Source organism: Paenibacillus sp. J31R98 (genome assembly GCF_056269245.1).
In genome coordinates this window covers 130185-155401 of record NZ_JBWDNO010000004.1, presented here as the reverse complement: position 1 = coordinate 155401, position 25217 = coordinate 130185, and the positions used below count along the sequence as shown (strand labels likewise).

General features: G+C 54.5%; 21 protein-coding genes. 3 read left to right on the top strand and 18 right to left on the bottom strand.

Annotated elements, in window-relative coordinates; translation table 11 throughout:
* Positions 1-118: 118 nt before the first annotated feature.
* Positions 119-886, top strand: coding sequence for a stalk domain-containing protein (locus tag AC0YNX_RS17115; protein ID WP_475816910.1), 768 nt, complete (start codon positions 119-121; stop codon positions 884-886).
* Between the two features lie 146 nt (positions 887-1032).
* Entirely contained in the window at positions 1033-2238 is a 1206-nt protein-coding gene (locus tag AC0YNX_RS17110; protein ID WP_475816909.1) for an outer membrane protein assembly factor BamB family protein, read from the top strand.
* Positions 2239-2299: 61 nt separating this feature from the next.
* On the opposite strand, the gene AC0YNX_RS17105 is transcribed toward AC0YNX_RS17110, so the two are convergent.
* The 18 genes from AC0YNX_RS17105 to AC0YNX_RS17020 form a co-directional block, all read right to left on the bottom strand.
* On the bottom strand, positions 2300-3760 hold the full coding sequence (locus tag AC0YNX_RS17105; RefSeq protein ID WP_475816908.1) for a leucyl aminopeptidase family protein: 1461 nt from the start codon (positions 3758-3760) through the stop codon (positions 2300-2302).
* Positions 3761-3797: 37 nt separating this feature from the next.
* On the bottom strand, positions 3798-4517 hold the full coding sequence (locus AC0YNX_RS17100) for a glycerophosphodiester phosphodiesterase (RefSeq protein WP_475816907.1): 720 nt from the start codon (positions 4515-4517) through the stop codon (positions 3798-3800).
* 49 nt (positions 4518-4566) lie between these two features.
* Entirely contained in the window at positions 4567-5577 is a 1011-nt protein-coding gene (locus AC0YNX_RS17095; protein WP_475817229.1) for a LacI family DNA-binding transcriptional regulator, read from the bottom strand.
* A gap of 35 nt (positions 5578-5612) precedes the next feature.
* Positions 5613-6431, bottom strand: coding sequence for a 5-deoxy-glucuronate isomerase (gene iolB, locus AC0YNX_RS17090; protein ID WP_475816906.1), 819 nt, complete (start codon positions 6429-6431; stop codon positions 5613-5615).
* Positions 6432-6455: 24 nt separating this feature from the next.
* A complete protein-coding gene (gene iolG / locus AC0YNX_RS17085) occupies positions 6456-7499 on the bottom strand; it encodes an inositol 2-dehydrogenase (protein WP_475816905.1) in 1044 nt (347 codons plus the stop codon).
* Between the two features lie 28 nt (positions 7500-7527).
* Positions 7528-8997, bottom strand: coding sequence for a CoA-acylating methylmalonate-semialdehyde dehydrogenase (locus tag AC0YNX_RS17080; protein ID WP_475816904.1), 1470 nt, complete (start codon positions 8995-8997; stop codon positions 7528-7530).
* 22 nt (positions 8998-9019) lie between these two features.
* A complete protein-coding gene (gene iolC / locus AC0YNX_RS17075) occupies positions 9020-10033 on the bottom strand; it encodes a 5-dehydro-2-deoxygluconokinase (RefSeq protein ID WP_475816903.1) in 1014 nt (337 codons plus the stop codon).
* 3 nt (positions 10034-10036) lie between these two features.
* Positions 10037-10942, bottom strand: a complete 906-nt coding sequence (gene iolE / locus AC0YNX_RS17070; RefSeq protein ID WP_475816902.1) for a myo-inosose-2 dehydratase — start codon at positions 10940-10942, stop codon at positions 10037-10039.
* An 18-nt stretch (positions 10943-10960) separates the two neighbouring features.
* The gene (gene iolD / locus AC0YNX_RS17065; RefSeq protein WP_475816901.1) at positions 10961-12826 is read right to left on the bottom strand and encodes a 3D-(3,5/4)-trihydroxycyclohexane-1,2-dione acylhydrolase (decyclizing); all 1866 of its coding nucleotides are present in this window, start codon (positions 12824-12826) and stop codon (positions 10961-10963) included.
* 209 nt (positions 12827-13035) lie between these two features.
* Complete coding sequence (locus tag AC0YNX_RS17060) at positions 13036-14634, bottom strand: methyl-accepting chemotaxis protein (protein WP_475816900.1); 1599 nt, start codon at positions 14632-14634, stop codon at positions 13036-13038.
* A gap of 1202 nt (positions 14635-15836) precedes the next feature.
* On the bottom strand, positions 15837-16640 hold the full coding sequence (locus AC0YNX_RS17055) for a glycosyltransferase family 2 protein (protein ID WP_475816899.1): 804 nt from the start codon (positions 16638-16640) through the stop codon (positions 15837-15839).
* Between the two features lie 40 nt (positions 16641-16680).
* On the bottom strand, positions 16681-17697 hold the full coding sequence (locus AC0YNX_RS17050; protein ID WP_475816898.1) for an NAD-dependent epimerase/dehydratase family protein: 1017 nt from the start codon (positions 17695-17697) through the stop codon (positions 16681-16683).
* A complete protein-coding gene (locus AC0YNX_RS17045) occupies positions 17679-18542 on the bottom strand; it encodes a dTDP-4-dehydrorhamnose reductase family protein (RefSeq protein WP_475816897.1) in 864 nt (287 codons plus the stop codon). Before AC0YNX_RS17045 ends, AC0YNX_RS17050 begins: the two co-directional genes overlap by 19 nt.
* Entirely contained in the window at positions 18539-19522 is a 984-nt protein-coding gene (locus AC0YNX_RS17040; protein WP_475816896.1) for a polysaccharide biosynthesis protein, read from the bottom strand. Before AC0YNX_RS17040 ends, AC0YNX_RS17045 begins: the two co-directional genes overlap by 4 nt.
* Positions 19512-20609: a non-hydrolyzing UDP-N-acetylglucosamine 2-epimerase gene (gene wecB, locus AC0YNX_RS17035; protein ID WP_475816895.1), complete on the bottom strand. Its 1098-nt coding sequence runs from the start codon at positions 20607-20609 to the stop codon at positions 19512-19514. Before wecB ends, AC0YNX_RS17040 begins: the two co-directional genes overlap by 11 nt.
* Before the next feature lie 43 nt (positions 20610-20652).
* Positions 20653-22182, bottom strand: a complete 1530-nt coding sequence (locus AC0YNX_RS17030) for a glycosyltransferase family 4 protein (RefSeq protein WP_475816894.1) — start codon at positions 22180-22182, stop codon at positions 20653-20655.
* 242 nt (positions 22183-22424) lie between these two features.
* Entirely contained in the window at positions 22425-23564 is a 1140-nt protein-coding gene (locus AC0YNX_RS17025; RefSeq protein WP_475816893.1) for a CgeB family protein, read from the bottom strand.
* Positions 23565-23614: 50 nt separating this feature from the next.
* Entirely contained in the window at positions 23615-24706 is a 1092-nt protein-coding gene (locus AC0YNX_RS17020; RefSeq protein ID WP_475816892.1) for a CgeB family protein, read from the bottom strand.
* A 236-nt stretch (positions 24707-24942) separates the two neighbouring features.
* Between AC0YNX_RS17020 and AC0YNX_RS17015 the strand changes: the two genes are divergently transcribed.
* On the top strand, positions 24943-25149 hold the full coding sequence (locus AC0YNX_RS17015) for a cold-shock protein (protein ID WP_090576719.1): 207 nt from the start codon (positions 24943-24945) through the stop codon (positions 25147-25149).
* Positions 25150-25217: the final 68 nt, after the last annotated feature.

Genomic DNA, 25217 nt, shown 5'->3' with positions numbered 1-25217 from the left:
CGGATACTATTTATTCTACAGCCGCTATGCTATTTTTGAAATATCTGTAAGTGAGCCTGTTGACCTAAATTTGCGACATGAATGCAGAAACATATATTTTCTTGGGAGGCTAGCCGTAATGAAGAGAAAAAGCATGATTGCCTTACTATCCGCCACAGCGCTACTGTCAATGACTACAGGAGCGTTCGCAGCCACAACGTCGACGACGATTAAGGCCGTGCTCGACGGCACGCTGCATTTCAAGAAAGACGGCAAAGACTGGCAGCCTACCGATGCCAATGGCAAGAAACAACTTCCGATTACGTACAAAGGCACCACTTATCTGCCGCTTCGTTCAACTGCAGATGCGCTCGGCGTACCCTTGAAATATGATCCGGCAACGAAGACCGTCAGTCTAGGCGAGTCAGGCACGGCAGCAACGAACAAACATATCACCTTCTATGATAAGCATATTAAGAAGGTCAAAGACTTTACAGTGAAGTATAACGATGTCATTAATAAAGCGCAGCTTGTGTTTGACGGCAAGCAGTATAATGGCGCGTATTCCTTCGCTGTAGCCCATTATGAAGACTATTACTTAACCTTCGACTTCGGCGCGAAATACAAGACGCTGCACTTAATCGTCGTCCCTGAGGTCGACATGAAGATGAAAGTATATAACGGAGATAAGCAGCAGTTATCCGATGAAATTACGCTCTATAAAGGCGAAGTGACCGAGGTCGACGTCGATTTGCAAAGCAGCCAGCAAGTCATGATCTACGGCTATGGCGTTGACTTTGGCAAGGATGTCTTCCTTAATATCCTGAAAGACAGCTACGTGACGAATGAACCTATTCCGGGTCCCGGCCTTACGCCCCCGGATGATATCGGCTCTACCATTCGCTAGACAATGAACACCAACGAACACCTTCAAGAGGGCGCATCCCGCTTCTTTCAAAGCGGACTTCTTCTTGAAGGTGTTTCTTTATGCACTATTTTGCAGCTTATCCCTATATATATGGAGCATAGGCAAGTTATGAGAGGAGGAGGAATGTGGTTACGAAACGGAGAAGATGGCTGCTCGTCTTGTCGCTCTGCATCTGTGCGGTTCTTATGATGCCAACGATTGCAGCTGCGTTACCTATTCATCTTAAGCCCGGTATACCCGCAAAACCAGTGCGTCTCGCGCCATCCGGCGAACAAATCTGGTCCAAGCAAGTCGGACAACAGAATACGACCGCTCCCGCTATTGGCCCGGACGGCACTCTCTACATGCATGTCGTTCTAGGCTTCCTAAGCGCCTATCATCCGGATGGCACGTTGAAATGGACACACAGCGGGTTCTCGTATATTACGTCCATTACGGCTAGACAAGATGGTACGGTGTATATCGTCGACGATAGCGGGCTGCACGCTTATACATCAGACGGCAATTTGAAGTGGAGCATCTCCCTCCCTTACGCGACAGCGCCGTTGTTCGGCAAAGACGGCGCCATCTATGTCGTTACGAACGTAGGAGAAAGAAGCACGCTGCAGGCCATCTCGCCTCTTGGCCAGAAAAGATGGAGCTTCGAGCTCGATCAAACATCCGATACGGTTGGAGGCGCAATCGGGCCTGACGACACGATCTACCTGAGCGGGATTCGCGGAGCGCTGTATGCAGTAGCGCCGCGAACTGCCGTAACGGTCACTCTCCCGGCGATTGGACATGAGAAGCCGAGGGAGATTACAAGGCTCATGCCGACTCCCCATCTGAAATGGAAGACGATCGTTGGAAGCAAATTCCCGTATGTGGCCATAGATACGAATGGGACCGCGACACTCTATGCCGGCTCGGATGACAGCAATCTGTACAAGGTGGATATGTCGACCGGAGCAGCCACCGTGTGGTTCTCCGCGAACGGGGCGATCATCACACAACCTGTCTTTGCTGCTGACCATACGATGTACCTTATTACTTCTAACCGCTTATATGCCATTAATCCGGACGGCACAGTCAAATGGCTGCTGCAGGCTAAGTTTCAGATCACGACATCAGTAGCTCTTGATGCGCAAGGCAATGTCTATTTCGGCTCGAAGGAATCCGTTCTGTATGCGCTCAGTTCCGGTGGACGACTGTTATGGAAATTCAAGACAGGCGGAGCCATTCTCCATACGCCTGTTATCGGCTCACTGCAGTCTGTTGCTCTTCAGCCTCCGGTCTATATCGTGTCCGATGACGGTAAGCTGTACGCCGTAAGGGCGCCTAGTTCAGTCTAGCTGGTATGACAAGAAAGTCCCCTCGGGAGCGCTGCTCGCTGCCTGAGGGGACTTTCTTGGTTTAATGCGTCGTCGTCAAATATTCGGCTAATAGCCGGACACCCCAGCCGGTAGCTCCGGGGCTAAGCTGCCCCTTGGCAGATGAACTATCCTTCGGTCCGTTCATATCGATATGCGCCCATTCCAGCGACGGATGGACGAATTTGCGCAGGAACAGCGCCGCCATTATCGCGCCACCGCCATTGCCGCTGCTGATGTTGGAGGCATCCGCATAATCGCTCGACAGGTAGCGCTCATACTCATCGACCAGAGGCAGCTGCCACACCTTCTCACCGAATGGCTCGCCTGCAACCGTTAGTGCCTTCACGAACGAATCATGGCCGAAGATTCCTGCAACGCTTGTTCCAAGTGCGCCGACGACCGAATACGTAAGCGTCGCCATATCGATTGCTTTCTTAGCCCCTAAGCTGTGTGCATAGACCAAGGCGTCAGCCAATATAAGGCGGCCCTCCGAGTCGGTATTGCCAACCTGAATCGTAACGCCATTCGCATAACGAATCACTTCGCCGGGAAGCATCGACCGATCGGATGGATTATTCTCTGCCGACGGAACGAGAACAACGACATTCGCTGCAGCAGAGCTGCGAACGAGCACATCAAGCGCTCCCAGCACGCCTGCAGCGCCAGCCATATCCATGCGCATGTCGCTAATATCGTTGTCGCGCTTCAGACTGATGCCGCCCGTATCAAACGTGATGCCTTTGCCGATCAAGGCGACTAGCGGCTTCGACGCATCCGTGCAATAACGAAGCTCTATGAATACCGGAGGATGAATACTTCCTTTGCCGACTGCCGCAACGCCGGTGAAGCCTCTCTTCCGAAGCTCCTCGCCTTCGTATACCGATACTTGCACAGGTGTGCCGGCAAAGCGCTGCACCGTTCTTTCCGCCAAGTCGCGCGGGCGCAAATAATTCGGAGGCTCGTTCGTCAAGTCGCGCGCCCACATCGTGCTCTCGGCGCGAATCTGTCCAAGCTTGACCGCATCCTCAAGCTCTTCCGTGCTCTCGTAATCGAAGTAGATGTCGATGTCTACCCGTTCCGATTTGGCAGACTTGTAGTGCTCGAACGAGTAAGTGCCGAGAAGGGAGCCTTCAACCCAAGCTTCAAGCAAGTCAGTCAGCAGGCTTGACAATTCCGCCGCGGAAGACGGGCTTTGCAGCGCTTCGAACGATACGAGGGCCGTCATCCGCTTGTCCTTAAGCAGCGCACGCCCTGCATTCCCTGCTCCATCCCGCAGGTAGGCTTGCTGGAATTGCTCGGCTCCGCCAAGTCCGACAAGCAGCAGATCCGGCTGACCATTCGTACTGTAGAACCAGGTCACCGCACCTCTTTCCCCCATATAAGGTTGAAGCGTTGCGTGCCGCAATACCTCTATCGTCTGTGCCAGCTCCGGCAAGCTTTGCGTGAAGCATGGCACAATGATGGTCTGAACCGCCGCGCTTCGGCTAACTTCGAATTTCATCGCAAGATCCCTCCATAACAACTCTCTTAAGCGTTAACTAGAGCTCTAATAGATCTTTACAAAGATTGAGAAGCCGCTCCGGCTTCCCGGTTGTAATGGCGTCCACATTCATATGAATCAACGCTTCCATCGTTTCCAGCTCATTCACCGTATACGCCCATACGAGCAACCCGGACGCATGTGCGAGTTCTACGACCTGCTGCCTGCATGTCGAGTAATGCATATTCAGTCCGACATAGCCGCCTTGGAGCGCTTGCCCGCATACTCGCTCAGCATACTCCTCATACCGCTCTGATTCCGCCTCTGTCAGATGGGTCGGCGTATTCAGCATCACTTTTATATCCGGAAAATGCTCAGCGAGCAGATCGTGTCCGGTAATGAATGCTCGTCCTTGCGCTTGCCATTCGTGCACCAGCTTCACTGTAGGCTCAATCGCCTCTACGGACTTGATGTCCAGGTTGAGCATGAGACGTTCATTATCCGAGGCGCGAAGCACCTGCTCAAGCGTAGCTAGTTCATAGTCCGCATAGCTCGGGTTCAGCAGCACCCTCATCTCTGGGTCACTCAGCTGCTCGTAGCTGTATTCGCGCAAATACGGCGTGTCATCATGAAGCAGAACCGCGGTACCGTCCATAGCGGCATGCACATCCACCTCGGCAATATGCGCGCCGCTTGCCAGCGCTTCGTAGAAGGAAGCCATCGTATTATCAGGATGAACGCCGCAGCCCGTATGAGCTGCAGTCAATGTTCTGCACATCACAAACGCCCCTTCCTATTGAAACAAAATTCGGCCGTCTAACGTAAAGTTAGACCGGCCGCCCTGTTGATTGTCTAACGATAAGCTCCGGCCCCAGTACAATGCGATTCTGCGAACCCGGCTGCCTCGGCTCGCGCTTGCCGATGATAAGGTCGACAGCAAGCTGGCCAAGCTTGTCGGTTGGCTGGGCAATAGTTGTCAGCGCCGGATCGGTTACCGTAGCAAGAATCGTATTGTCGAACCCGATAATTGAAACTTCATCCGGGACGCGAAGCGATAGCTCCTTCGCCGCCTGCAGCGCTCCGATAGCGAGCAAGTCGTTGCAGCAGAACAAGGCGGTTGGCCGCACCTTCGCTTCGAGCAGCGCGAATGCGTTGCGCTTGCCGTCCTTCACTAAGTCACGCTCGCTTGCCCGCACTGACGTCTCGGCCAGCTCTAACCCCACCGCCGCAAGCTCCTCGCGGAAGCCGCGAATCCGCTCTTGCGAGCTCGGAATCTTCACGCTCTCCGCGAGCACCGCCATATGCGTATGTCCAAGCTCGATAAGGTGGCGGGCAGCTAACCGTCCGCCCTCGTAATCGTCAATGACAACCGTATCGACATCAAGCCCTTGTAGCTCACGGGCAATTGCGGCGATCGGCACCGACTTCGCGAGCAGCTTCTCCAGCATTTCTTTGCCGCCCATACCTGTTCCAATAATGATGCCGTCCACTTGCTTCTGCTCAAGCAGCGACAAGTAGTTCTCGCCGCGTTCGTCACGGTTGTCCGTGCTGCAGATCACAATACTATAACCGTGAATGCTGCCCTGATCCTCTACGGCGCGAGCTATCTCGGCGAAGAAAGGATTGGAAATGTCGGGAACGAGCAGTCCGAGCGTATATGTTTTTTTGCCGGTTAATGCAGCGGCGATGACGCTCGGCTTGTAGCTCAGTTTCTCCATTACGCTGATAATGGCGGCGCGACGCTCTTCACTTATTTTACCTTTGCCGTTGATCACTTGTGACACTGCTGCTATAGATACACCGGCTTCACGAGCTACGTCGTATATCGTCGCTTTCATCATCCATTCCTTCCTAGGCCGATCACTCACAAAGCTTACTTGACGCTCGGATTGACCATGATCCATGCATGATCCGGGTCGTTATGGAACTTCCATGTGCGAACCGGACCGGCCATTACATTCAAATAATAACAATCATATCCGGGAGGCGCGCACACCGGATGATAGCCTTCTGGCACGAGAACGGCCTGACCGTCCTTCACGACAAGCGTCTCATCGAGCGATCTGTCATCGGTGTATACCCGCTGGATGGCAAATCCATTTTCTTGTGCGATCTTGAAATAATACGTTTCTTCCAGCAGCGATTCTTCCGGCAGCGCATTGCGATCATGCTTATGCGGCGGATAGCTCGACCAGTGCCCATTCGGCGTAAATACCTCTACGACAAGAAGGCTGTCAGCTGACTGCTGCTCTGGCAAAATATTGTGGATCTGGCGCTCAATATTACCATATCCGCGCGTTTCGCGGCCAACGTCCTCTGGCTTAATCAGCCTTGCCTCATAATTCCCGCTGCCCGGCGCGGTGCAGATGGCTACCTCAAGCTCGGTTAACGCTTCAAGCTCAAACTCATCCTCATTCGGAACGTACACCGAATAAGGTGGCGTGCGCTCAAATACGCTCATCCGGCTACCGATGTCGCGCCATTCCTTCGCTTTCGTCTTCACGTCCGCTTTGCCGCTTAACAGCACAAGGCATACTTCCCGGTCTCCCGTAGCCTGCTTACGCGACTCCCCAGCAGCAAGACGAACAACCTCAAAGCCTACGTACTCCCATCCCGCCGACTCCGGCGTAATGGCGAGCAAGCGTCCGTGCTCATCCGGCTGCTCTGCCGGTTTTACGATTAAATTGGCCATATTCGGTTATGCTCCCTTACTCCATTATGCGAAATGCAAATGCTGTTCTGCAAGCTGAACCGCTTCATCTGTCTTAACTGGCCGCCCCAGCATCAGCGACAGCTTCGCCGCAAGCGCAGCCCGCTCTGCCGCAAGCCCGTCATTACCGCTTACTGGCACCGACTTGTCATAGATAATGCAGTCGATAAACATGCGCGTCTCTTCTACATAGGCAGCTTGATAGCGTTCGAGGAAGAAGTGAAGCGGCTTATCGCGATATACCGCTTCCGCTGTGCTGATCTCCGCGGTGTTCGGGTAATCGTTCGTGACCGCAACTGAGCCTTTGGAGCCGAACACCTCCACCCGCTGATCGTAGCCGTACACGGCTTGACGGCTGTTATCAATGACGCCAATCGCACCGTTCGAGAATTTCAGCGAAACGACCGCCGTATCGACATCGCCGAATTCGGAGAATGCCGGATCAATGAGCACCGCGCCTTGCGTGTAAACCTCAGTAATTTCGCTGCCCGAAACGAAGCGAGCCATATCGAAATCGTGAATCATCATATCCATGAACATGCCGCCGGACACGCGGATATAGTCTTTATGAGGCGGGTTCGGGTCGCGGGATGTGATCTTCACAATATGCGCAGAGCCAATGGTCCCGCCTTGAACATGCTCGGCAATCCGTTTGAAATTATGGTCAAACCGGCGATTGAAGCCGATTTGCAGTTTAACGCCGGCTTTATCGACGGCTTGTGTCGCTTCGATCGTCTGCTTGATGTCCATGCTAACAGGTTTCTCGCAGAAAATATGCTTGCCCGCCGCAGCCGCTTGCTGAATAAGCGGCACATGCGTATCGGTCGATGAGCAGATGAAGACGGCGTCAATATCCGGGTTCGCAATAATCGCGCCGCTATCCTTCGTTACTGAAGCGATGCCCCGCTCAGCTGCCCATGCTTCGAGCTCCGGTCCAGCGAATAAATCACTTACCGCTGCTACCTCAACTTGCGGCAGACGGAGCAGATTGTCCACATGGATTTTGCCGATGCGGCCCGCGCCGATAATGCCAACTCTTACCTTTTGCATGCGTAACATGCCTCCTCTGAAGTGTCTGCTACCAGCGTGTCGTTACCATTTTTTTGCGAGTATAGAACTCTACGCCATCCGAGCCGTTGGCGTGAAGATCGCCGTAGAACGACTTCTTCCAGCCCGAGAACGGGAAGAATGCCATCGGAGCCGGTACGCCAAGATTAACGCCAAGCATGCCCGCGTCGATCGTCTCGCGGAATTGACGCATACTCGAACCGCTCTTCGTAAACAAGCATGCACCGTTAGCGAAGTCTGAACGGTTAGACAGCTCAATCGCCTCTTCAAGCGTCGCTACGCGAACGATGGACAGCACGGGAGCGAAGATTTCGTCCTCCCAGATTTTCATGCCGCCTTGCACACCGTCAAATATCGTCGGTCCTACAAAGTACCCGTCGCCTGAGCAAGCAGCGTCTTTACGACCGTCACGAACGAGCAGAGCGCCTTCGTTCTCGCCGATCTCAATATACTTAAGCGTCCGTTCCTTGTGCGGTCCGCGAATAACTGGCCCCAGGAATACGCCTTCCTCCAGACCATTGCCGATCGTAAGGCGGTTAGCCGCTTCGATCAGTCTGTTCACCAGTACGTCGCCAATTTCGCCGACTGCGACAACGACGGAGCAAGCCATACAGCGCTCACCGGCAGAGCCGAAGGCAGCGCTAATGATTTCCTTGACCGTCAGATCCAGATCAGCATCCGGCATAACGATGGAATGATTCTTCGCGCCAGCCAGCGCTTGAACGCGCTTGCCATGGGCGGATGCGGTTTTGTACACATATTCAGCTACCGGCTGCGAGCCGACAAAGGACACAGCTCCGATGCTTGGATGCTCCAAGATGCCATTCACGACATCATGCGCGCCATGCACGATATTGAACACGCCGCTTGGTAAGCCAGCTTCGTGGAACAGCTCTGCCAGACGATTGGCAAGGAGCGGCGTCCGCTCGGATGGCTTCAGTACGAAAGCATTGCCGCAAGCAATGGCAAGCGGGAACATCCAGCACGGCACCATCATCGGGAAGTTGAACGGCGTAATGCCGGCAACGACGCCAACTGGATAGCGGTACATGCCAGATTCCAAATTCGAAGCGATATCCGGCAGCTGCTTGCCCATCATGAGCGTAGGAGCGCCTGCAGCGAACTCGACGCATTCAATGCCGCGCTGCACTTCACCGTAAGCTTCGGTGTAGCTCTTGCCATTCTCAAGTGTAACCAGGCGAGCTAGCGACTCCCAGTTATCGATGAGCAACTGTTGATATTTGAACAGCACGCGTGCACGGCGAGGAACCGGCGTGCGGCCCCAGCTAGCCGCCGCTTCCTTCGCAGCCCGAGCGGCAGCGTCTACATCTTCTCGTGTGGAGAGCGGAACTTGCGCCAGCACCTCTTCGGTTGCAGGATTATAGACGTTCTCATAGCTCGCGGCAGCGGAAGCGGTCCATTGCCCGCCGATCCAATTTTGCAGCACTTGCGGTTGTGTTTGTGATTGTGACTGTGTCATGCTTTATGCCCCTTCCTAATCGTTAATTCGCCGTAATAAGTCCGTTGTTGCAGTCCTCGATATATTGCAGCACTTGATTCTCCGTCGGCATCGCATCCGAGCAGCTATGGCTCGAAATGACGATACAAGCCGCCGCGCTGCCAAACTCCATACATTGCTCAAGCGTCCAACCGTGCATGATGCCGTGCAGGAAGCCCGCTGCGTAAGAATCGCCCGCGCCGAATGTCTTGATAACTTTGGCCGGGAAGCTCTTCGCTCTATGGCTCTTGTTGTCTGCCGTGTAAGCGATGGAGCCTTCCTTGCCATGCTTAATGATTACGATCTTGGCAGCGTGATGGAACCACTTCGCAGCGGTTACTTGATCGCTATGCTCCGGATTCTGTTCGAACACTTCCATCATGTCGAACTCTTCTCTCGTGCCAAGAATGATATCGCACTGCGCTGCGGCCAGGTTATAGTAAACGGCCGTTTCTTCCTTCGAAATCCATGTATAAGGGCGGTAATCCAGATCAAAGGCGATCACAGTGCCATGCTTCTTCGCGTACTCCAGCGCTTGGAATACCGCTTCTCTCGAAGGGCTCTTCGCTAGCGCCGTTCCCGAGATGAGAAGCATCTTCGACCTCGCGATAAGCTCCTCGCTCACCTCGCTCGCTGTAAGCAGCAGGTCAGCGGCGTTGTCACGGTACATCAGAATGCTGCATTCCGACGGGCTCTTGATTTCCGTGAAAGCCAGCCCCGTTACTGCGCCGGTCTCATCCGTAACCACATTGGATGTTTCAATGCTGCACTTCTCCAAATAACTGTTAATGAAGCGTCCCATCTGATCATTTGCGATCTTGCCGATAAAAGCGGTCTTGCGCGAGAGCCGCGACATGCCAATCGTAATGTTGGCCGGCGAGCCGCCTACATACTTCGTGAACGTCATCGTCTCTTCCATCGGACAATTGATCTCATTGGCATTGAGGTCGATGCAGAGCCGTCCGATCGCGGTAAAGTCAATCGATTTCTCCTCAGAGAAGGTTACATAAGTCGCCATCGCTTACTTCGCACCTTTCTCTGCAACGAGGGAATCGAGATATTGAAGCGCTTTTGCTGCATATTCATAAGCGGGGTGAAGCCCTGGATCCTGTTCGCCTTCGAGCAGCGCCCAGCCACTATAATTACGATCAACCAATTCATTAATGATTGGAGCAAAATCAATGCAGCCATCGCCCGGAACGGTAAATACGCCTTTGCGGATACACGTGATGAAGTCGGAATTCTCTTCGCGAGCCTCAGCCAGCACCTCGGGACGAATATCCTTCAGATGCACGTAAGCAACACGGTCGTAGTGCTTCTGCAGAACAGACAGCGGATCCGCGCCTCCGTAGTAAGCGTGGCCTGTATCGAACAGCAAGTACACGAGGTTCGGATCTGTCAGCTCCATCAGCTTGTCGATCTCCTCTGGCCGCTCGACGACTGTTCCGCCGTGGTGATGATACGTAAGCTTTAATCCGTATTCCTTCGCAATTGCACCTGCAGCATTTAACCCTCTCGCCAGCGCTTCCCACTGTTCCTCATTCAGACGCTGTACTTCGCTTGGCGATTGCCGCGGATCGAAGTGAAGCGAACCTCCTGCCTCACAGGTGCTGATTACCGTGCTGCCCATTTCCTTAAGGAACTTGGCATGCGCTCTGTAAGCTTCTAGCTCCGACTCATGGTAAGCCGGATCAGAGAATAATACGGACTTCCATTGTGATGTCAGGCTGATGCCGCGACGTGCAAGCTCTTGCTTCAACACTTCAGGGTCAGTCGGGAATTTGCGCCCCATCTCCGTGCCTGTAAGTCCGAGCTTCTGAATTTCGTCTACGATCTGCTCGAACGTCGTTTCGTCGCCATGCTCCTTCACATCTTCTCCAACCCAGTTAATGGGATGAATGCCTAATCGAAACGGAATGTTCTTCATATGTGAATGCCTCCTCGTCTACAAAAGGGTAATGGACTGAATCTTCTCGTTCATCGCTTTGCCTGCTTTCACAACTTGTTCGCGCTCCGATATTTCTGGTACGGCAACGTTCCACCAGGACTCGTAACCGCCAGTCCCTGTGCCTGCTACGACTGGAATCTCGATCAGCGTCGTTACCGTCTCTTGCTTCGCTTGCTGGATCGCTGCTCTCAATTCCTCCGCATTGTTCGCTTTGTAAGCTTTCGCTCCAAGCGCTCTCGCATGTGCGGCAAAATCAATCTGCAAGTACTCTCCTGTAAGCCTGCCCGTCTCTTCGGAACGGTAGCGGAACTCATTGCCGAAGCCTGCGCTGCCTTGGCTCTTCTGCAAGCCGTGAATGCATCCGTAGCCATGATTGTCGAGCAGCAATATCGTGATTTTGGTTCCTTCCTGCAAGCTTGTAACCAGCTCCGAGTGCAGCATCAGATAGCTGCCGTCGCCGACGAACGCATATACCTCTCGATCAGGCTCCGCAAGCTTAGCGCCAAACGCACCTGCAATCTCGTACCCCATGCAGGAGAAGCCGTATTCCATGTGATAAGTCTTCGGCTGAACCGGTCTCCATACCCGGTGAAGATCGCCTGGCATGCTGCCTGCCGCGCATACGACAACCGAGCTTGGATCAATCGTTTCTTGAATGACGCCCAGCGCGCGGGTTTGAGCTAAGCCGAGTTCATGTTCAATCGCAAACAGGCGGTTGACTTCGTCATCCCACTCACGCTTGTGTGCTGCGATTGTATCTTCGCTATAGCTGCTTGCGTAGCTGGAGTCTGACAGTGCCGAATGGAGGGCGATAAGACCTTCCTTCGCATCCGCAGTGATCGAGACGCCGTTCAGCTTGGAGGAGTCAAATGCGCTGACGTTAATATTAACGAACTGCACATTCGGGTTCGTGAACGCCGATTTCGATGCTGTCGTGAAGTCCGAGTAACGCGTGCCTACGCCGATTATGAGGTCCGCTTCCTGCGCCAGCTTGTTCGCTGCAAGCGTTCCTGTTACCCCGACCCCGCCGACATTAAGCGGATGATTCCATGGTAATACGCTCTTGCCCGCTTGCGTCTCTGCGACCGGAATGCGATAGGCTTCTGCAAAAGCAGCCAGCTCGCGCATCGCGTCCGCATACAGTACGCCACCGCCGGCAATAATCAGCGGTTGCTTCTTGCTCGCGATTAGCGCTGCTGCGCGTTTGATCGCCTCAGGCGCCGCAGGACGGCGATCGATATAGTGAACTTTGCGCTCGAAGAAGGAGAGCGGATAATCATACGATTCTGCCTGTACATCCTGAGGAAGTGCGAGCGTAACGGCGCCTGTCTCAGCCGGATCCGTGAGCACGCGCATCGCTTGAACCGCAGCTGTGATGAGCTGCTCTGGCCTTACGATACGATCCCAATATTTGCTGATCGCCTTGAAAGGCTCATTCGCGGAGATCGTGTAATCGCTTACGACTTCCAGCTGTTGAAGCACCGGATCAGGCTGTCTGCTTGCGAAGTTGTCTCCTGGAAGCAGCAGTACCGGAATCCGATTCACGGTCGCTGTAGCAGCTGCTGTAATCATGTTGAGTGCGCCGGGACCGATCGAAGAGGTACACGCATAAATCTGCTTGCGATTCTTCTGCTTGGCAAAAGCAGCTGCGGCATGAACCATCCCCTGCTCGTTCTTGCCTTGTACATAGACGAGCTCGCCAGCAGCATTTTCCAGTGCTTCGCCGATTCCCGTCACGTTGCCATGTCCGAAGATGCCCATGACGCCTTTCACAAACTTGATTTCTTCACCGTCCACCGATATGTACTGCTGATCCAGAAACTTTAATAGTGCCTGTGCCATCGTTAATCGAATTGTGCTCATGAATGCTCTGATCCTCCTATTTATTTAATAAGGTTAAGCGCTTTACCTGAGCTTAAAATAATAGCGCCTAACATACATCTAAAGTTGTAGATTAAGCGCTTAATCTCATCATACTTATTTTGTCTTCTGTTCTCAAGTACCTCTCTCAAAAAAATTAATAGACTGTCCCAATCATCTATATGATGAATAACTCAGGACAGTCTCTTCTCTTACCTATTTGCTATATTTATCTTAAACGTTGAGATGGAATCGTTCATTGTCTCCGCGGTCTGTGCCAGAGACTGTGTCGCGCTAGCCGTTTCAATCGCCGATGCCGCTCCTTCTTCGCTCGATGCCGCTATAGACTCAATCATCAGCTTAAATTCCGATGCTCCGGATTGCTGAGATACGCTTGCTTCTGCGATCTCATATACTTTGTGCGACGTTTCGCCAACCTTTAGCTCGATGTCCTCGAACGCTTTGCTCGTGCGCTTCGATTGGCTTACGCCTTCCTCGACAACACGCACCGTCTTCTCCGTGTTCGTCTGAATGCCCCGGATGATGCCGGAAATCTGCTTCGTCGCTTCGCCGCTTCGTTCAGCCAGCTTGCGGACTTCTTCCGCAACGACTCCGAAGCCGCGGCCTTGATCACCCGCGCGAGCCGCTTCGATCGCTGCATTCAGCGCAAGCAGGTTCGTCTGTTCGGAAATTTCTTCAATGACCGCTATGATCTCGCCGATTCGCTTCGAATCGTTCACGAGCAGAGCCATTTGTTCGCTAACCTCATTCATGCTCTGGATGGAGCCAAGGATGACTTTGCCGCCGTCCTGCGCGATGCCTTCCGTCTGTCTTGACAGCTCCGCCGCTTCCTTCGCCCGTATCGATGACAGCTGGATGGCTTCTAGGAATGTTGTGAACAGCTCATACATCGTCTGCGAAGATTCCGCTTGCTGCGTGCTTCCTTGCGCCATCTCTTCTGTGCTTGCCGAAATCTCTTCTGCCGCTGCTGCTACTTGCTCGGAATTGACCATGATCTGGCCAATAAGCCGGCTCATATTGTCCACCATCTCGTTAAAGTTCTGGCTGAGTGCGCCAACTTCATCTTTGGATTGAATGTCCAATCTGTCGAACGTGAGGTCTCCTGCCGCCAACTGCTGTGAGATACTCGTCAGCTTCACAATTGGCTTGGTCATCCTCGTCACGAAGATGTAGACGATTACAGCCGATGCAATCAGGAACGCAATAATCATGAGGAGCAAGCTGATCGTTTCGCTCCAGGCCTTGGCCGTCGTCTTCGAAACATCGATGTCGACGGCATACAGCGCAACAACATTGCCGCTATCACCTAGAATCGGGTAGAATCCAGTCATCCAAGTGCCGAAACTATCTTCTGTAATATCCGTCACATGCATTTCTTTCGTCTTAAACGTCTGCTCGGCAGGTACATTGAACGAATCATCGCCAATATATTCCGATCCATATGTAAATTCGCCCACAAGCAGCGAGCTGCTCGTGACTGGGAGATAGGTTTTGCCGTCTTTGAGGGTTACAAGGTAGATGTTCGCAATCGTCCCATCCATCTCACCGATCATACGGTCAAATTCCTTGTTCATGGATAGCACATCGGGATTATCCTTGCTCGGATTGTCAATCACCGATTTCACCTTGCTGAGGTCAACATTCTCCCCGAGCATGAGCGCGTAGGCGTGAAGTCCAGTCTTCATCGAAGCTATGTTGCTCGTCTTGATCTTCGAGTACACAATACCCATCGTGGAGACGCCGAACGCTAATAAAATCGATACAATAATTAGAACTAGCTTCATTCCCATCGAAAGCCTGATTTTGCTCATTATTCATGCTGCTCCTTCTTCTTGATGTTTTATCTGGCTTTTATTTCCACTAATACGACCAACTCACCAATAATATAAGAAAATAGTTAGGAAAATAATGAGATATTATCAGCAAAGTGTTAGATTTGTGTGTCTAAACCGAAGATATGCTGTATTTTTCGGAGCGATAAACGTTTAATTTTCGTTAGTACGTCCTTTTTAGTTGCTGAGAGGAGGTTGATGCTTTCGGCCTCTAAGCAGCTTCTTCCTTCGGCTTGGACGGCCTTGTTTAGGTGCTGAGAGAGGGTTTTTCCGCTCTCAAACCTCTAACTCCCGAATGGACTGACCCGTTAAGTCGGTGAGAGAGGCTCTTCCCGCTCTCACTTCGGTTTTCCACTACAAGTGGGGGCTTTTCCGCTCTCAGCTCATATTCTCACGCTCAAACTGCCCATTTTACCGCTGAAAGAGGCTTTTCCCGCTCTCACTTCGGTTTTCCACTACTTTCGCGCTTCGAGAGAGGGTTTTTCCGCTCTCAGCTCCTATTCTCACGCTTAAACTACCCATTTTACCGCTGAGAGAGGCTTTTCTCGCTTTCACTTCGGTTTTCCACTACTTTCGCGCACCGAGAGAGGGTTTTTCCGCTCTCAATGCGCGGAATCACGTTATATGGTTAGTTTGGCGTGCTGGATGTCGGGGTTCCCGATTCTCGGGAATTGTTTGGAGGTGAATTCGACTTGAGAGTGAGAGAATCCGCTTCTCAATGAGCGGAAATTCGTTAGTTGCTTAGTTGGCGTGCTGGGTGTCGGGGTCCGGTTCTCGAGGCTTGTTTGGAGGTGAATTCGACTTGAGAGAAGGGATCCGCTTCTCTGTCGTCACGAAGTACGGAGCTGACTATTGCTGAGAGAACATATACGTGCTCTCAGCTTGCAATCTCGCTGTTTTCTCCGCTGAGAGAACGTATTTGTGCTCTCGTGGGGCGATTCGTAAGTATTTCCTCGCAGAAGCAAGCCGAGAGAACACATACGTGCTCTCAGCTTGCAAATTCGCGGATTTCACCGCTGAGAGAACATATATGTGCTCTCGAGAGCTTGTACGCCCCCGGAGGCCTCCGCTCAGGTACACGTCTGGGCGCCCCACCTCCAAACACAGCAAAGAAGCCGCCCACCTAGCGGCGGCCCAAGCGGCTTCTTACGCTAAACCATCTAGCCTCGCGCTGACTTGCGAGGCCTGCTGCTTTGCGCTGCGCGGCCTGACGGCTTGCTGCGCGGGAGAAAGCCGAGCTCGCGCACGTAAGCGCGCCAGCGCTTCTCATAGAGCGTGAACGTCTCTTTCACTTCCTGCGCGATGGCGCCTTGGTGGCGGACTGTGCCCATCGCATCATGCTTGCGGTATGCGCTTAGCGGCTCGGGAATGAGCAGGAACGGCGTCCCTGCAAGAAGCACCCGAAACCAATAATCAAGATCATGCGTGTACCTGCGGCCCTCGTGGAACGGTCCTGTTCTGCGGTACAGCTGCTTCGTCATCATGACCGTGCATCCATTAACCGGGTTGCTGCTCAAGAAAGCCCGATAGAACTCCCCTACCTGCTTGCCTGGCGGGATCAGATCAAGCTCCTTCATCCGGCCGGAACCGTCGATGATGTCGAAGCCCGTGTGGCTGATCTGCGCTTGCTGGCGCTCCATCGCCTCGACCTGACGTTTGATTTTGTCCGGGTAGAAGCGGTCGTCGGAGCTTAGCCATGCGATATATTTGCCGCTCGCCAGCCGAAAGCCATAGTTCAACGCGCTAGCCGTACCGCCGTTCTCCTTACCCACATAGTGAATGCGGCCCTCGTATGACCCCAGCTTGTCGGCGTGCACCGTGGAGCCGTCGTCGATGACTAGAATTTCAATGTTGTCGTAGGTTTGGGCCAGGGCGCTCTCCACCGCTTCCGTCACATAAGGGTCATTGTAAAAAGGAATAATTATTGACACTTTCGGCTTCGCGGACTCCTTGTTCCCTTCCATGATCCCACGCTCCCTCTCCAAGTCGGCCTCAACTATTACTTCACTGCTGCCTAGCCGCTTCAAGCGCATCCCGAAGCGACTCCGCGAGCGGGATACTCGGGATCCAGCCGAGCGTTGCCAGCCCTTCGCAGCTGACAGGAGCCGGCGATGGCGCAGCGGAATCGCCGACCTCCCACTGCAGCGGCTGCGCCGCCAATGCGCTGAACGCATCCGCGATCTCGCCGAGCGTGCGCATATGACCGGACGCGACCGGGTAGACGCGTCCGCTCTCCCCGCCGCGCAGCAGCAGCTCGTATGCGCGAATCGCATCGCGCACGTCTAACAGATCGCGCCGCTCGGTGCGCGATGAGAGCCGAAACGGCGCAGGCGCAGGCTCGCCAAGCGCCGCCAAGCGCTCCACCTGCGCGGCATACCTCGCGAGCAGCGCGCATAAGCCACCGGAGCGGCCCGGTCCAATGAGATTGGACGGCTCCGCTACGATGACGTCCATATCATAGAGCGACGTCCAGCTCTGCGCGACGAGCACCTGCATTGTTTTGCTCAAGCTGTACGGATGCGGCGGCGCGGGACGCGGCTCTCCGCTGCCGCCAAGCGCAAGCAGCGGAAAGCGCAGCATCGACCCCGCAACGACAATGCGGCACTTCGCGGGAGCCGGTACCGTCGTTGCAGCATTGCCTGACGATGTACCGCTGCCAAAGCCAAGCCGCCGCACTGCTTCGAGCACGTGCACGGTCCCCATCACGTTGCTTTGCAGCACCGCGGCAGGATCGCGCCATGACGTGCCGACGGCATTGGCGCCGGCCAGATGCAGCACATAATCCGGCGCTGCACGCTCCACCAGCGCCTCCACTTCGGCGCGTGAGCCAAGATCGCATGCCTCTACCGCATCTATCAAGCCGAGCCACACCCACTCCGCAGCGCCGGCCTCCGGCAGCCGGCGGACGACGCCAGTCACCGCCCAGCCCTGCTCGCTGAAATAGCGGCAAGCATGCTCGCCGCAGAAGCCTCCCACCCCCGTCACAAGCAGGCGCGGGCGGCTCATCCTTGCTTCATCCACTCTGCGAGCTCCGCCAGCATAGGGATATAGCTCTGTGACTGAAAGCCCCAATCGCTGCGGGTCGACACGAGCGTCCGATCCAGGAAGATGCGATCATCGGATACGATCGACACTCCCTCCACTTTGAAAGCATCCTGGAACAGCCGAAGAAGCTCCAGCTTGCTTACCGTCTCTGCAGCGGTCAGGTTGACCAGACCGCCAATCTCCGGATGCGACATGGCATATGCAGCCGCCTTCGCAAGCTCCAGCGTCGTCACGCCATTCCAGTACACCCTTGCATACCCGCTCACAGTCCCTTGCTGCTCAAGGAACCACTTTAACAATCCGATACCGCCCTGCCGTATTTCCGGTCCAATAATAGAGGTGCGAATCGTCAAGTGCCTGCCACCAACTCCATCATCGCCATTACCCCGTTGCTCGCCAAGCGCCTTCGACCTCGCGTATACGCTCGTGCCTTCCGGAACATCGTCCTCCGTATACTTGCCCCGCTTCCCGCTGAACACGCAGTCCGAGCTGATATGGATGACACGCGCGCCGATCGTATCTGCAACATGGCGCAGCCAGTGCGGCAGCAGACCGTTCACCTGGTAAGCCGTCAGCGGATGCGACTCGGCATCCTGATTAAGGACGCCGACCGCATTCAGAATGACTTCAGGCTTCACTTGCTGGACCAACGCCTCAACAGCTGAAGCGTCAGTCACATCAAGCTGCAAGCTCCGTCCCGCCGCATCGCCGGTACGCGTCGTATAGACGACCTCCATATCGTCCGTGCCAGCGGACTGCTGGAAGTAACGAACGAACAGATGACCCGCCATTCCATTACCGCCGATGATAAGCAGCTTCATGAAAGAAAACCGCCGCGAACCAGCATGGAACGAATTTCATCCTTTGTAAGCAGCGATTGGCTCGAGCTGTAGCTTTCAAAATCCACCATCGGATATCTGCTGTAATGCTGGCGAAGTCCCGGAATTTCGATCGTTGGCAGAATAACCAAGTATTCCTGATCGTACACCACCGTCGTCGTGCTCTCGTGGTCGGTCAGCAGGATCTCATGTATTTTCTCACCTGGCCTTATTCCGGTTTCCACCATCTTCGCAGGCATTCCAATCGACTCAATGAGCACTTCCGCAAGCTCCACGATTCGGCACGTCGGCATCGTCATGACGAAGATTTCTCCGCCGATGCTTTCCTCTGATGCTTTGAAGAGAAGTGTAATCGCATCTTGCAAAGTCAGGAAGAACCGCGTCATCCTATAATCGGTAATGCGCACTTGCCCCTTCGTCTTGATCTGGTTTGTGAACAGATGGACCACGCTTCCGTTCGTGCCAAGCACATTGCCGCCGCGCACGCAGACGAACGTCGTATCGGAGTTCAGCAGGTTCGCGTACACGATCAGCTTCTCGCCGATCGCCTTCGTCATGCCGTAGAAGTTCGACGGATTCGCCGCCTTGTCGGTAGAGATATAGATGACGCGCTTGACCCGGTTCGCGATTGCGGCTTCGATGACATTTTGCGTGCCGATGACATTCGACTTTAACGCTTCATAAGGCTGGTCTTCACATACGGGAACATGCTTCAGCGCTGCCAAATGAAAGACATAATCGACCCGCTCGCACGCACGCATCAATGCTTCCTTATCGCGAATATCGCCGATGCAGAAGGTAAGGCGCGGATCCTCGAACGTGCGGCTCATCGCCACCTGGCTGGACTCGTTACGGGAAAACACAATAATTTGCTCGGGCTGCTGAGGCAGCAGCTGGCGAATCAATTCGTAGCCCCAGGACCCGGTTCCCCCGGTGACCAGTATGCGCTGATTAGTAAACATTCCATTTCCCTCCAAGGACAAATTTAACCACTTTATCCGATACATCCTCTGCCAAATACCCGTCTGGACATTGCCATACCGCCGGCAGCTTCGTCATGACGACCGCCGCTTCTTCAATCCGTGCCGCATTCAAGCCGCATACGACGTTGCTGCCGCAATCAATCGTCTCCGGCCGCTCCGTCGTCATCCGAATCGTCACCGTCGGTACATGGAACAAGCAGCATTCCTCCTGCACCGTACCGCTGTCCGTAATCGCGAGATACGCGCTCTGCTCCAGCTTCACGAAGTCGAAGAAGCCCATCGGCTCGTAGAACTCGACCCGCGGGTCCATCGTCACCTGCACGGAGCCGCTGTCAATCCGCGACCGCGTACGGGGATGAACGCTGCATATAATCCGCTTGTCGAACCGAGCTGCAACACGATTCAGCCCTTCAAGGATGCCGCTCAGCCGCTCCGGTACATCCACATTCTCTGCGCGGTGCGCTGTGACCAGCACGTAGCCTCCGGCTTGCAATCCCATACGCGCGAGCACATCGCTCGTATCAATCTGCGGTGTGTAGTGCTGAATGACTTCATGAATCGGATTCCCTGTCAGCACGATCCGGTTGCTCGGGAAGCCTTCGCGCAGCAGATTTCCTTTGCTATAGGACGTATAAGGCATGTTGATGGACGATACCGCGTCGATAATCCGCCTGTTCTTCTCCTCCGGCACCGACAGATCGTAGCAGCGGTTGCCCGCTTCCATATGCACGACCGGGATGCCCATCCGCTCTGCGATAATGGCGCACAGCGCACTGTTCGTGTCGCCGAGCAGTAGGACGACATCCGGCTTATGCGTCGTCAAGATTCGCTCCATCTCCGCAAACATGACCGATAACTGGCCGCCAAGCGTCTGCCGCGCACCTTCAAACAAATAATCCGGCGGGCGTAGCCCGAGGTCCTCGAAGAACACATCGCTGAGCGTCCGGGTGAAGTTCTGCCCGGTATGCACGAGCACATGTTTGTCGGCCAGCGCATCCAGCTTTCGAATGATGAGACTGAGCCGAATAATTTCCGGACGCGTGCCCAATATCGTTACAACTCGCATTCCATCCATTTCCTCCCCTCATCTGTTCAAAATGTTCTTTCGGCTATCGGCGCGACCGCTTCCGCCGCCCTGTGCCTGAGCCTGCTGTCCGCCTTAATCGTCTGCGTCCACTGCGGAGCCCTCTTCTTGCAGATCCGCCGGACTTGCGGCGGCGGCGTCTGCGGTTAAGCAAGCCGCTGCCGGCCCGCCCCCGCCGGCGCCTTCTTCTTAGTGCCGTGCCAATCGGCGCGCCTTTCGGCCATGCGGCAATGACGGCGTCCGGGAGGACGCGCGCTTCTTCCACGCGGTAACCCATGTTAAGCAGCAGCTTCATCGAATGAATCAGGCGCAGCACGCCGTCCTCGTACAGGAAAACGGAGGGCGATCCCGCGCCTCGTACCAGAGTCAGCGGTGTATAGCCGCGAACGCCAAGCTGCTCGACGAACCTGCGCAGCCGCTCGCGGTAAGCGGCGATGCCGTATACGGCGTGCGCGGCTTGCGCATTGCGAGCGCTGATCGCTCGCAGCGCGGCATCATCAGCCAGCAGAGAGGATACAGCGCCTGTCAGCATCGCCGTATCGCCGGTTGGCACCGTGAACACCTCGTTGCCCGTGGCTCGGCCTATTTCAGAGAGTCCGCCGGAGCCATAGGCGACGACTGCCTTGCCGAATACCATGCCTTCGAGCGCCGTCATGCCGAAGCCTTCGATCGTAAGGCTCGGCACGACGAGCACATCCATTGCCGAATACAAACTCTCTACCTGCTCCTCGAAGCGGACCCACCGGAACCGCTCCATTAGGCCTCGTTCACGCGCAATGTCAAGGCAACGGTCGAAGTAGCCCGCATCGACAGGGTTGCCGACGATGAGATACATCGCATGCGGATACTGCACCGCGGTGTTAACCGCCATCTGCATGAAGTGCTCGAGCCCTTTCGCTTCGAAGATCGATGAAGAGATGTAACCGACGAACCGGTGGTGATCCGCGATGCCGAGATGCCTTCTGCGGTTCGCCCGATGCATGCTCCAGCTGTCTGGTGAAAGCTCCTCCTGGTGCCAGGAAGGAGGGATGAGCGTCGACTTCGCTCTTAGGCCAGGCGTGCCAAGCGGGGCCAGCGTCGATTCGGAGATGCCGATGACATAGTCGGAATACTGCTCGATAATCGAGGCAGCCATGCCGGAGTGAGGCGTATCGCGGAGCGTCTCCATGACCGACCAGATAACCGGAATGCCGAGCGCTTTGCCGACGATCGCAGGCAGTGGATGGACGCAGGTGTTCGCGATGATGATATTCGGCCGTACTCCGTCAATGAGCTTTACAAGATCGCGCCATGCCGCGTCCCGTTCGATTCCGGCGATCTCTTCTTGCATATGCGGCAATGCAAGATAGAGAGGGACGACAAGCGGAATGTGGTGCACAATGACCGTAATGCCGAGCTTCCTCGCATTCGCGGCAATGACGCCTTCGTTCGGCACAACAAGCGTACATTGGAAGGAAGGCAGCAGCTCTCGCACCATAAACAGTAAAAGCTTCTCTGCGCCGGTCACATACTGCGGACTGCAAATATGCGAGAAGACCAGCATTTTCGGTTTCACACTCACACGCTTCAATCGGCCTGCCTCACCCGTTTGTTCGAAACGAGCAGGCACTCACCTCCGCCCGGTAACTTTGCTGCTTCCTACTGGCTACTTATAAACTCTAAATCTCCCAGTTGTACAATATATTGAGCAGGCCTTCTAATTGGCACGACACTTGAACCCTAATCAAACGTACAAAATGCCGCTTTAATGGCTCCGCCTTCTACATGGAGGGACATTGGCGTAACCTCGCTCGCCTCTCAACCCGGAAATAGAATCGCTAGCATCGCTTCGATCCGATTGTTGTACGTATGCTCCGTCAGCGTCCTGTGCATGCCTTTCATGGCGATCGCCCTTCGCTCATCCTCGTGCGTGAGATAATATTGGATCTTCTCTACCATCTCTTCCGGAGAGGCATAGGTAACAATATCAACGCCAGGAGTATAGAAGGAGACCAGATCGCTGCGGATATCTGTCAGCTGCAATGTGGCGCAAGCGGAAATTTCAAACGTGCGCGGATTCGGCGATACAGCCGGAATGCCTGCGCTGTTGTTGTTGAACGTCTCATCATCATGAGCGCGATGCATGTTAATGGCGATTCTGGCCCCGTTGTACATGTTCGCCGTCTCTTCCGGTCCCATCCAGCGGCCAAGTCCGATCTTGCCCCCCATCTGCTTGAAGTCGCGGAGCCGCTCCCACCAGATGCCGGAAATATGCGTGTCCTTCGTCGCTAAGTAACGAGTCACTTGGTTAAAGAACTCGACGCGCTTCCAATAGGCTGATCCGATGAAGCAGATGTCATGGCGCTGCGAGCGAAGCGGATTGCGCGGTCTGAAGTACGCTGGATCTGCGCCGAGCGGCAAGTAGTGCACGCGCGGACAGCCAAGCTGGCGGTAATAATCGACGCATACGAGCTCTAGCGTGAAGACATCGTCGAAGAAAGGCGCGATCCCTTTCGTAATGTCCGTATAGTACGGATCGTCGGTAAACCAGATCGCCGTCCGAATGCCGGCTTCGCGCATACGAGCGGCATGGATGACGTTGAACTGCAAGCCGTCCAGGACGATAACGACATCCGGACGGATCCGCAGGGCAATATCGGCGACGGGCTGCTGCGAATCGGTAATCGTCAACTGGGTCACTTGTCCGCGCAGCGCATTCGCGACAGACTCGTCAATCGGCGAGTAAGGAAATCCTTTGCCCGTTGCTACGAACATGACATGCGCTTGTCTAAGGCCGAAAGGGCGAATCGTTCGCTGCAGCACCGACTCGCACTGCCCGAACCAGTGGCCGTGCTGCCAGCCGAGTCGAAATCCATCCGTCCTCCCTCTGGCTATCCCCGGAAACTTGACAAGCTTTCGGCCGCGGCTGCGCCGTTTGCGCGGTGATCTTCTTCGCATGGCAGTCACTCCTCTCTTGCTTCTCGCACTTGCATGCAGACTGGCCCGCACTACCATTTCAGTGCCTCGGCTACCGTATGAAGCCGCTGCACGAAGGAGTGGTCGGCAAGCGTGCGCTTCAAGCCGCGCAGCGCGATTAGCCGGCGCTCCTCTTCATGGGTTAAATAATAATTCAGCTTGGCTACCAGCTCACTCGGCGAATTAAAGGTTTCAAGCTCAATGCCCGGGCGAAAATAACTGCCTAAATCTTCACGCTCATCCGTCAGCTGAAGCGTGCCGCAGGCGGCGATTTCAAACGTGCGCGGATTAATGGAGCGACCCGGCAGATTGAGACTGTTCTTATTGTCCTTGCCTGCTTCAGTCGTGCGATGCATATTGATCACGATCTTCGCTCCGTTGTAATAGCGAATAGATTCCTCAACCGGCAGCCAGCCTTGGCGTATGAATGGCTTCAGCTGTTTGTAGCTGCGCAGCCGATCCCATAGCCCGCCGGCAATAAACACCTTGCGTCCTTGCAAGTAAGGGGCGATCGCATCGAAGAGCTCCACCCGGTTCCAAAATGCTTGCCCGATAAAACAAATATCGCTGCGGTATTTGGCCTCCACCTTCATCGGCTTGAACAGCTGCGGATGAACAGCGAGCGGCATGTAGATGACCTGCTGGCAGCCAAGCTCCCTGTACAGCTCAACCGTGCTTAGTTCATGGGTCAGCACGACATCATAGCGCGGGGCAATGTGGATCGTATCTGCCGTCACATACGGGTCGTCGGCAAACCAAATCGCCGTCCGTATTCCTAGCGCACGCACGGCGTCTACCTGTTCTAAATGATTGCTCGGAAACACATGCAGCCCGTTCAGCACGAGCATCCAGTCCGGCCGAATGAAGGACGCCTGCTCCGCCATAATCTTCGGATCAGCCACATGCACCTCGCGCACCGTCTGGCGAAGCGCTTCGACAATGCCCATATCAATCGCCTCAAAGCCTTGCGGGATGTATAGAACGCACACATTCAGCTTCTTCGGCGCCGGAAGCTGGATGTGCTGGCTAATCGAATCGCAGGCGCCGTCCCTTTGGCCGCTCGCATACCCCGCCGCGAACCCTGCCCTTGCCGCTTTCGCAGTTCCTTTTCGCTTTAAACGCACTCACGCACACCTGCCCCATTATGTTCTGCACCATATATATGCGAGTGACAGGCAAGGCTCTTGGTCACTTGTCCGCGTAAGCGGCCAAAATTGGCGTTTGACCCTGAAGTACAAAAAAGTAGTATAAATTTGGGAGTGCAGTCACATATTATAAGAGGTTAGGCAAGCAAAGACGGTGCCCTCTTGCACCTGCGGGGGGCACTGATTTTGCGCGAAATACGAAGGGGGTCTTGATTATTCATTTCTCAAAGAAGCACGTTGAGCCGATTCCGGAAGAACAGACAGCCATTTGGACATGCAGTAATGAAGATTGCTCCTGCTGGATGAGAAACGATTTCTCGTTCGGTGAGTTTCCAAGCTGTCCAATTTGCCATTCCAGCATGACTAGCGATACGAAGAGCTTGCCGGTGCTGACAAACGGCACGAAACGAAGTTTTCAGTAAGCGATCATGCGATCTAGTTTTGCCATGCAAACAAATAAAGCCTCTCCCTGCCGTGCCAGGAGAGGCTT

What these genes read in the sequence shown, in the direction of transcription:
- AC0YNX_RS17055 (WP_475816899.1), bottom strand. Translation starts at nt 16,640, where the DNA reads ATGGAAGGGAACAAGGAGTCCGCGAAGCCGAAAGTGTCAATAATTATT.
- AC0YNX_RS17095 (WP_475817229.1), bottom strand. Translation starts at nt 5,577, where the DNA reads ATGAAAGCGACGATATACGACGTAGCTCGTGAAGCCGGTGTATCTATA.
- AC0YNX_RS17045 (WP_475816897.1), bottom strand. Translation starts at nt 18,542, where the DNA reads ATGAAGCTGCTTATCATCGGCGGTAATGGAATGGCGGGTCATCTGTTC.
- AC0YNX_RS17115 (WP_475816910.1), top strand. Translation starts at nt 119, where the DNA reads ATGAAGAGAAAAAGCATGATTGCCTTACTATCCGCCACAGCGCTACTG.
- AC0YNX_RS17080 (WP_475816904.1), bottom strand. Translation starts at nt 8,997, where the DNA reads ATGACACAGTCACAATCACAAACACAACCGCAAGTGCTGCAAAATTGG.
- AC0YNX_RS17025 (WP_475816893.1), bottom strand. Translation starts at nt 23,564, where the DNA reads ATGCGAAGAAGATCACCGCGCAAACGGCGCAGCCGCGGCCGAAAGCTT.
- iolG (WP_475816905.1), bottom strand. Translation starts at nt 7,499, where the DNA reads ATGCAAAAGGTAAGAGTTGGCATTATCGGCGCGGGCCGCATCGGCAAA.
- iolC (WP_475816903.1), bottom strand. Translation starts at nt 10,033, where the DNA reads ATGGCGACTTATGTAACCTTCTCTGAGGAGAAATCGATTGACTTTACC.
- wecB (WP_475816895.1), bottom strand. Translation starts at nt 20,609, where the DNA reads ATGCGAGTTGTAACGATATTGGGCACGCGTCCGGAAATTATTCGGCTC.
- AC0YNX_RS17105 (WP_475816908.1), bottom strand. Translation starts at nt 3,760, where the DNA reads ATGAAATTCGAAGTTAGCCGAAGCGCGGCGGTTCAGACCATCATTGTG.
- iolD (WP_475816901.1), bottom strand. Translation starts at nt 12,826, where the DNA reads ATGAGCACAATTCGATTAACGATGGCACAGGCACTATTAAAGTTTCTG.
- AC0YNX_RS17060 (WP_475816900.1), bottom strand. Translation starts at nt 14,634, where the DNA reads ATGGGAATGAAGCTAGTTCTAATTATTGTATCGATTTTATTAGCGTTC.
- iolE (WP_475816902.1), bottom strand. Translation starts at nt 10,942, where the DNA reads ATGAAGAACATTCCGTTTCGATTAGGCATTCATCCCATTAACTGGGTT.
- iolB (WP_475816906.1), bottom strand. Translation starts at nt 6,431, where the DNA reads ATGGCCAATTTAATCGTAAAACCGGCAGAGCAGCCGGATGAGCACGGA.
- AC0YNX_RS17040 (WP_475816896.1), bottom strand. Translation starts at nt 19,522, where the DNA reads ATGTTTACTAATCAGCGCATACTGGTCACCGGGGGAACCGGGTCCTGG.
- AC0YNX_RS17100 (WP_475816907.1), bottom strand. Translation starts at nt 4,517, where the DNA reads ATGTGCAGAACATTGACTGCAGCTCATACGGGCTGCGGCGTTCATCCT.